Here is an 8557-nt window from a genome sequence, read left to right on the forward strand (position 1 = left end):
AGCTTTTTTTGAACGGGCTAGAACCGAAATACTAAGGCAATTAGGAATTAGCCAACAGACGTTATTGCAAGAAAGTATTGCTTTTGTTGTAAAAAAGATGGATATTAGCTACCATGCTCCAGCCCATTTAGATGATATGTTGACTATTAGTACTCAAGTTGAGCAAGTTCGCAAGGCGTCTATTATTTTTAAACAGACTATTTTTAATCAAAATAAACGCGTTATCAGCACAGCAGATGTTCTTATTGCTTGTGTTGATATCACTAAAATGAAGCCGTGCGCGCTTCCCAAGTTATTAGTTTTGGAGTTTATATAAGTGGAAAATCTAAATATTATTGATCTGTTTTTGCAAGCAGGCCTCTTAGTACAATGTGTTATGTTGTTATTACTTACTTTTTCTGTTATGTCATGGGCTATTATATTTCAACGAACTAAAATTTTAGGTAAAGCTAAAAAACAAATCGAGCAATTTGATAATAGCTTTTGGGTTGCAGATGATTTAAATGTTTTATTTGATAAAGCAAAATTCAATAAAGAAGAGATCAGCGGCACTGAGCATATCTTTTATTCAGGCTTTAAAGAGTTTTCACGATTATATCAAATTAATCCCAATATGGCTCAATCTGCATTAGATGGTGCATCACGTTCTATGCGTTTAGCAATGAATCGTGAGCTTGACAACTTGGAATTACATATTCCTTTTTTAGGCACAGTAGGTTCTATTAGTCCATATATTGGTTTATTTGGTACAGTTTGGGGGATTATGCATGCGTTTATTTCTTTAGGTGCAGTTAAACAAGCGACACTGCAAATGGTTGCCCCAGGGATTGCTGAAGCATTAATTGCAACTGCAATTGGCTTATTTGCTGCCATCCCCGCGGTAATTGCATATAATCGCTTATCATTGAGTGTAAGCCGAATTGAGCAAAGTTACCTCAATTTTATTGATGAATTTTCTGCAATTTTACAACGTCAAGCAGTTGCCGTTAGGAATTAATTATGCGTAGACGCTCACGTTATTCAACTAAAACTGAAATCAATATAGTCCCTTTATTGGATGTATTATTAGTCTTAGTACTTATTTTTATGGCTACAGCCCCAATTATTAGTCAAAGTGTTGAAGTTGATCTTCCTGAAGCATCGGAATCAAAAACGGTTTCACCTTCAGAAAATAAGCCAATCATTATTGAAGTTTCTGGAGTTGGTATATATGCAATGATTATTGATCAAGATCGTCAAACTAATTTACCAAAAGAACAAATTGTAGCAGAAGTAAAACAACAGATGTCGCTTAATGAAAAGGCTGTTTTTTTAGTTGGTGGTGCAAAAGATGTTCCCTATGAAGAAATTATAAAAGCATTGAATTTATTACAATCTGCAGGCGTTAAATCTGTAGGATTAATGACTCAACCGATTTAAATAAAAATAATATAGTAAAATGTCAGTAATGTCTTATAAACCAAATTCAAAATTAAGTATAGCTATTGCCCTATCCATTATATTACATGTCATTTTAATTGTTATTTTAGGATACCGAGTTATATCTGATAATAATTTAAACTATGGCCGTGTCGATGGAAATTCTATTGATGCTATTATGGTTGATCCTTCTGTCATGACCGAACAATATCAAAGGCAACTAAAGACACAAGTTAGCCAAAAGCAAGCTGAGAAACAAAGGCAGCAACAAATTGATGATCAGGCTCGAATATTGCAAGAACAACAGCTTGCCCAAGAACAGCGGCTTAAAGAGCTAGAAAGAGAGCGCCTAAAAGTAGAACAACAGCAGAAGAAAGAGGCAGAGACTGCACAAGCTGCGCGGATAGCAAGACAAAAAGAAGAAGATGCTAGAAAAGCTAAAGAGCAGTTAGAAGAACAACAAAGGCAGGCTGAAAGACAGCGCTTAGAACAACAGCAAGCTGAGCTAGCAAAACAAAAAGCAGAGCAAGAAGCTAAATTAAAAGCTGAGCGAGAATTATTAGATAAACAACGTGAAGAAACTTTACGTAAGCAAGAAGAACTTGCCAAGCAGAAAGAAGAACAAGAGGCTAAAGTAAAAGCTGAACAAGAACTTATTGAAAAGCAACGAATTGAAAATGAACGCAAACAAGCAGAGTTAACTAAACAAAAAGAAGAACAAGAAAAAAAGCAAGCTGCTGAAAAAGCGGCGGCAGATAAAGCTGCTATCGAAAAAGCAAAAAAAGCAGCACAAGCAAAAAAAGATAAAGAGCTTGATAACTTGCTGGGTGGACTTACATCAAATATACCCAGCCCAGCAGGTGGTGCTGCTAGTCGGAAAGGTGTTTCAAATGGGGAGCTAGATAAGTATAAATCTCTAGTTCAAAATGCTATCAGTAATAAATTTATTAATCCTAATAAATTATATAGTGGGCGAAATTGTGTATTAGAAATTCAAATTGCACCTGATGGTTTATTACTTAATGTTAGTGCGAAAGGTGGCGATGAGGCATTATGCCGAGAAGCACTTTCAGCAACGAAACAAGCTATAATTCCAAAGCCTGCAAGTACGTTTTATAATCAAGTAAAAATAATGAAAATTGACTTCCAACCAAACTAATTTTTTATATTGTAAACGCAATATTCCCTAGAATTATTTACTATAAATGATCAATATCTATAAATTAGAATATTGAAATTACATTAATTACCCCAATATATCATCTATTCATTTCGAATTAAGTTATTTAAGTAAAATAAGGAGCAAAACATGACAACAATTGTTAGTGTCCGTCGTGAGGGGCAAGTTGTTATCGGTGGTGATGGTCAAGTCACGTTAGGCGAACGTATTATTATGAAAGGTAATGCACGTAAAGTTCGTCGCTTATATAATAACAAAGTGATTGCGGGTTTTGCTGGTGGTACGGCTGATGCATTTACATTATTCGAACTATTTGAGCGAAAATTGGAGATGCACCAAGGTCATTTAACCAAAGCTGCTGTTGAGCTAGCTAAAGATTGGCGAACGGATAGGATGTTACGCAAATTAGAGGCATTGCTTGCTGTTGCTGATGAAAGTGCATCATTAATTATTACCGGTACTGGTGATGTTATCCAACCCGAAGACGATTTAATTGCCATTGGTTCTGGCGGTCCTTATGCACAAGCAGCTGCACGAGCATTACTTGATAATACCTCACTTTCTGCACACGATATTGTGCAAAAATCATTATTAATAGCGGGGGACATTTGTGTGTATACAAATAACTTCCAAACCATTGAAGAGCTCAATTACTAATCAACTGAATTAAAGAGAATATTATTATGTCTGAAATGACTCCTCGCGAAATTGTAAGCGAATTAAACCAACATATCATTGGCCAAGATAAAGCGAAACGTTCTGTAGCTATAGCACTACGTAATCGCTGGCGCCGTATGCAACTTGATGAAACATTACGTCATGAAGTTACACCTAAAAATATACTGATGATTGGACCAACAGGTGTTGGTAAAACTGAAATTGCAAGGCGCCTTGCAAAATTGGCTCACGCACCTTTTATTAAAGTAGAGGCAACTAAATTTACAGAAGTTGGTTATGTGGGAAAAGAAGTTGATTCAATTATTCGAGATCTAACAGATTCTGCAGTAAAAATGATACGCCAAGAAGCAATTGAACGCAATCGTCATAGAGCGGAAGAACTAGCCGAAGAGCGCATTTTAGATGTGCTAGTGCCACCAGCTAAAGATGGTTGGGGACAAGTTGAAGATAATAATGCTTCAACAGCAAGGCAAGCTTTTCGCAAAAAATTACGTGAAGGCACACTTGACGATAAAGAAATTGAAATTGAAGTAGCTGGTGTTAATATTGGTGTTGAAATTATGGCACCTCCTGGCATGGAAGAAATGACAAACCAATTACAGTCGATGTTTCAAAATTTAGGTGGGCAAAAAACTAAACCGCGCAAAATGAAAATAAAAGATGCCTTTAAACAGCTTATTGATGAAGAAGCTGCTAAGTTGGTTAATCCAGATGATCTTAAGCATGAAGCGATTGAAGCGGTTGAGCAGAACGGAATTGTCTTTATTGATGAAATAGATAAAGTGTGTAAGCGCGGTAACTCATCAGGGCCAGATGTTTCGCGTGAAGGCGTACAGCGTGATCTTTTACCATTAGTTGAAGGTTGTACAGTATCAACTAAACATGGCTCTGTTAAAACGGATCATATCTTATTTATTGCATCGGGCGCTTTTCAAACAGCAAATCCATCAGATTTAATTCCTGAATTACAAGGTAGATTGCCAATTCGAGTCGAATTACAAGCACTAACAAGCGAAGATTTTGAACGGATTTTAACTGAACCAAATGCTTCACTTACGGTTCAATATAAAGCGCTAATGGCAACCGAAGGTGTTAATATCGATTTTACGCCAGATGGTATTCGTAAAATTGCAGAATCAGCATGGCAAGTGAATGAGCAAAATGAAAATATTGGCGCACGTAGATTGCATACTGTATTAGAGCGTTTGATGGAAGAAGTTTCATTTGAGGCTAGTGAACTTGGCGGACAAACAGTTACAATTGATGCTAAATATGTAAGCGATCATTTAGATAAACTGGTTGCAGATGAAGATCTGAGCAAGTTTATTTTATAAGTAGTTCGGCTTGAGTATCGAGTATAAAAAAGGTGAGCTTTGCTCACCTTTTTTTATTACTGCCTTTTTAGTAGTTCGCCTAAGATATTAGAAGTTTTTGATTTAGACTTTGAATTATCTTTAGAATGATGATTTTCTAATTTATCTCGAAGTTTTTCTAAACGATCTTGTAATTTGTCACTAAATACATCATTGATTAATTTAGCAATATCAATTTGATAACGAAGCTTAGCAAATTCACCATAAATACGTAGTGGTATTGTTAACTTTTGTAGCTTTGCAATTACTTCATTTTTAGTATTCCAGCCACCTAACATTTTTAAGTTCAAATTAATATCTAAATCACGGTTTAAGAGCCCGACTCTTCCTGAAGCTTCAACGATCTCAAGTATTGCTGAATTCGCTGTTAATGTTGAAAACTCCAAGTTACCTTGCTTCAAATAGGCATTAGCTGAAATTGTTTGAAATTCGGTGTATTTTTTCTGATTTTCAGGTGTTGTATCATTTTTTGAATAGCGAGCTACCGCATTTTGGATAATACTTTCAATATTTAAATTATTGAGCTTTGCATTTGTTACAACAATGGCCACATTGCCTTGTAAGTTTGCTAACAATTTAGAACCTGATAAGGTGTTACTTTGTAAATCCCCGCTAGCATTAAATAAACCATCTAGATCATGTGCCGTATCTATTTGCTTAAAAAATGTATTTAAATCAACATCAGTTATTTTGGTATTTAGTTTTATTAATGTGTTTTTTTGTTTGCCATTTGCAACACCTGTTGCCAATATATGACCTTTAGCAAAATCTAAACTCATATTTCTGAATATAGCAATACCGTCATTATTAGTTATATCAACATTAATATTGTTAAACGTCATTTTATTGGCGTTAAGTTGCTTGATAGTTAACTTAGCCTTAGCATTGAAAGCATTTAAAAAATTTAATTCATTATTGCTCTTTGTAACATTTGACACCACAGGAGGGGTTTGTTGACTATTAGCCTTTCCGTTTGTTTTTTCACCAATTTTCAGTAATGAAGAGAGATCAATTTTATCAGAATTTAACTGCAAATTTATTTCTGGTTTACTTGTTAAATCTGCATTGATAACACCAATGAAATTATTACCATTAACTGAGAAAGATAAATTTTGGCTTTTTAAAATCTGAGGATTATGTTGGTAATTAAAAACGCCACTTATGTTTCCTTTTAATTCTTTTGCTGAATTAGCAATGCCTTTATAAGTAAAATTTAACTTATTTAAATCGATGATTGCTTGTCTTGGAAATTCATTTAAATCGACATTAGCATGTATTAGGTATGACATATCTTGTTGATTTTTATCTACGTTACCGTTTAAAGCAATAGCGATATTTTTATCTTTAACTTGTTCTACAATAAGATTAGTATTTCTAAAGTTAATAAGATCATCTTTATATTGTAATACCACTGTACTGTCAGTAACTTCAAATTTATTTAAGCTAAACTGCCAACTAGATGTATTTTTTTTATCTTTAGAATCCATTGGCACATTAGTGGTCGTATCCATAGGTGTTTTTTTAGCACCATTTTTTGCAATATTACCTTTACTTTCATCAGTGACGTTGATGATTGCTGATTTTATAAATACATTTTTGATAGATAATTTTTTTGAGAAAAGAGGCAATAGTTCAACATCAAGTCGCATATTATCCGCAGTTAATATAGGTTTTTTTACATCGACATCAGATAATTTTACCGAATCTGTTAATATACTCACTTGTGGCCATATATGCCAACGCAAATCGCCATCAATAGTTAATTCATAACCGGTTTTATCTTTTACTGTATCAGAAATAAATCCACGAAAGTTGTTAGGATCTACAAAAACAATAAGTGAAATAATACCGATAGTAATAGCTAAAATTAAGGCAAATAAAAAAACCAATATTTTTTTTACCATATTAATGTTCCTTTGTTAATATTATAAGTTGTTTAGTCTTTATCAATACGACTGGCGACAGCGCCATGTTGGTCTTTATATTTTGCATCTTGCCTTCGATTGTATGGTCTTGCAGCCGCTCCAGTTAATGTTTCAAAACTAAGCGCTCCGATTGTCATTCCTGGTCTAAGTGCTAATGGAATTTTCCCTGAGTTATAGAATTCCAAAACAATTTGCCCTTGCCAACCAGGATCAATTCGATGTGCTGTAACGTGAACCATCAGCCCTAGCCTAGCAAGCGATGAACGCCCATCTAACCAACCAACCAGATCATCGGGAATAGTGACTGATTCTAAGGTTACGGCTAATGCTAATTCTCCTGGATGCAAATAGAAAGCATCGCTTTCAGCTAATACAATTTCCTCGCTCATCACTCGTTCCAATACCGCAGCAACTTCTTCTTTAGGACCACTTAAATCGATATAAGGTGTGGTATGCTCTCGGAAAGTTCGAAACTGGTTACCTAATCTAATATCAACAGTTGCACCATTAATACAACTTGCTGCTGGTTGTGGTGTGATTTTTAATTTACCGTTTTGTAAATATGCTTCGATATCTCGGTCGCATAATCTCATAAGTAATCCTTAATTCAGCTTGTATTTCTTTATTCTAACAGGAACTTTGAATGTCGTCGATGTTAGTTGTTTAAGGTTTTAGCAACCATGCGCGGCCATAGTGATTATAGTATCCCGCTAATTTGCCAGGTTGATCACCTACTCCTAGATAAAGGTCAAAATGCTGCCCTTTAATTGCACCACCTACATCAAGGGCAACCATTAAACGATTTTCTCGCCTACCACGATATTGCCCATCGCTATCAAGCAGAGGCACGTCAACCAGTACTACAGAACCCATTGGTATTAATGATTTATCAGAGGCGATAGAAGCATTGGCAATTAAAGGAACATTAGCGGCCCCTTTTACTTCGGTATTATATTTGGGTTCAAAAAAAACGAATGAATGGTTTTGAACCAATAATTCTTTAATTTTTTCCTCACTTTTATTCTTAGCCCAATCTTTGATAGCCTGTATCGACATTTTTTCTTTTTCGATTTCACCTTGTTCTACTAGCAATCGGCCAATACTTGAATAACCATGTCCATTTTTACCGCCATAACTAAAGAAAACTAAAGGTAAATCATCTTCAAAATCAACATAGGCACTACCTTGCACTTCCATAATGAAATTATCTATTAAAGAATTACTGTATGCTATTTCAAGACCTTTATTGGCAAGAATACCATTATAAATTTGCTCTCGATTTGGTAATTGTTTTCCTTCACTAACGGGCATTTTATAAATAGGATATTTAAAATCTGTAGTTAGCTCATGTCTTGCTTTAATGATTGGAGTATAATAACCTGTCATATGGACATTTCCATACCCATCTTGCCCCGACATTTCATAACTTTTAAGCCCAACTTTGCTAAATTCGTCAGTTCCTAAGGAACGATTAATCCAATCATCTATCGCTTTATAGATATGTTCATTTTTAAGATACAAAGAGGGCGATGACGACTTGATTTTGGCAATTTGAATCATGTAGTCTGAAATATTTACTGGAATAGCTAATTGTGGATAGCTTACGTTAAACGGAAAAAGGAGGTTGCCATCTTTATATTGTTGACCTTGTTTGACAGGTTTATTTACATTGCTTTGGCTACTAGTTAGAAGAGATAAAATAAATAAAGAGCATAAAGTACATAAAACATAAAAACGATAATAGCGACGTTTCTTTTCTTTCATCTTGATAGATTATTATAATAAGTTAAGTATCATTGTTAGTTATGCTACACAATTCTATTATAAGAAACTACCAATAATTATGGTGTAGTCATAAAAAGTTTTCATAAAAATTCAACTTGCGATTTTATTCTATAGACTTTATAGTCCTATATTCTTTATTAAATTAAGAAATTGAGCAAATAAAAGGAAAATAGCGATGAGCGCTTCCTCAAAGCATG

At 34.5% G+C, this 8557-nt stretch carries 9 protein-coding genes; 6 read left to right on the forward strand and 3 right to left on the reverse strand.

Annotation, left to right across the window (positions count from 1 at the left end):
- The 6 genes from A9G30_RS03955 to hslU form a co-directional block, all read left to right on the forward strand.
- A partial coding sequence (locus tag A9G30_RS03955; RefSeq protein WP_065588125.1) for a YbgC/FadM family acyl-CoA thioesterase occupies positions 1–316 on the forward strand: 316 nt, incomplete at its 5' end.
- Positions 317–997 carry a protein TolQ gene (gene tolQ, locus A9G30_RS03960; protein WP_065567710.1) on the forward strand — a complete coding sequence of 227 codons (681 nt, stop codon included), beginning with the start codon at positions 317–319 and terminating at the stop codon, positions 995–997. It begins immediately after the preceding gene.
- Positions 998–999: 2 nt separating this feature from the next.
- Positions 1000–1419: a colicin uptake protein TolR gene (gene tolR / locus A9G30_RS03965; protein ID WP_065567711.1), complete on the forward strand. Its 420-nt coding sequence runs from the start codon at positions 1000–1002 to the stop codon at positions 1417–1419.
- 28 nt (positions 1420–1447) lie between these two features.
- Positions 1448–2578, forward strand: coding sequence for a cell envelope integrity protein TolA (gene tolA, locus A9G30_RS03970; protein WP_176700837.1), 1131 nt, complete (start codon positions 1448–1450; stop codon positions 2576–2578).
- A 150-nt stretch (positions 2579–2728) separates the two neighbouring features.
- The gene (gene hslV, locus A9G30_RS03975) at positions 2729–3256 is read left to right on the forward strand and encodes an ATP-dependent protease subunit HslV (RefSeq protein ID WP_065588127.1); all 528 of its coding nucleotides are present in this window, start codon (positions 2729–2731) and stop codon (positions 3254–3256) included.
- A 26-nt stretch (positions 3257–3282) separates the two neighbouring features.
- Positions 3283–4611 carry an HslU--HslV peptidase ATPase subunit gene (gene hslU / locus A9G30_RS03980; protein ID WP_065567713.1) on the forward strand — a complete coding sequence of 443 codons (1329 nt, stop codon included), beginning with the start codon at positions 3283–3285 and terminating at the stop codon, positions 4609–4611.
- 56 nt (positions 4612–4667) lie between these two features.
- On the opposite strand, the gene asmA is transcribed toward hslU, so the two are convergent.
- The 3 genes from asmA to mltA all read right to left on the reverse strand — a co-directional run bounded on the left by asmA (position 4668) and on the right by mltA (position 8339).
- The gene (gene asmA / locus A9G30_RS03985; RefSeq protein WP_065588128.1) at positions 4668–6554 is read right to left on the reverse strand and encodes an outer membrane assembly protein AsmA; all 1887 of its coding nucleotides are present in this window, start codon (positions 6552–6554) and stop codon (positions 4668–4670) included.
- A gap of 32 nt (positions 6555–6586) precedes the next feature.
- The gene (gene dcd / locus A9G30_RS03990; RefSeq protein ID WP_065567715.1) at positions 6587–7168 is read right to left on the reverse strand and encodes a dCTP deaminase; all 582 of its coding nucleotides are present in this window, start codon (positions 7166–7168) and stop codon (positions 6587–6589) included.
- 70 nt (positions 7169–7238) lie between these two features.
- Positions 7239–8339, reverse strand: coding sequence for a murein transglycosylase A (mltA, locus tag A9G30_RS03995; RefSeq protein ID WP_081295632.1), 1101 nt, complete (start codon positions 8337–8339; stop codon positions 7239–7241).
- Positions 8340–8557: the final 218 nt, after the last annotated feature.

The sequence above is a fragment of the Gilliamella sp. Fer4-1 genome (genome assembly GCF_001690515.1).
Classification (GTDB): Bacteria; Pseudomonadota; Gammaproteobacteria; order Enterobacterales; family Orbaceae; genus Gilliamella; species Gilliamella apicola_C.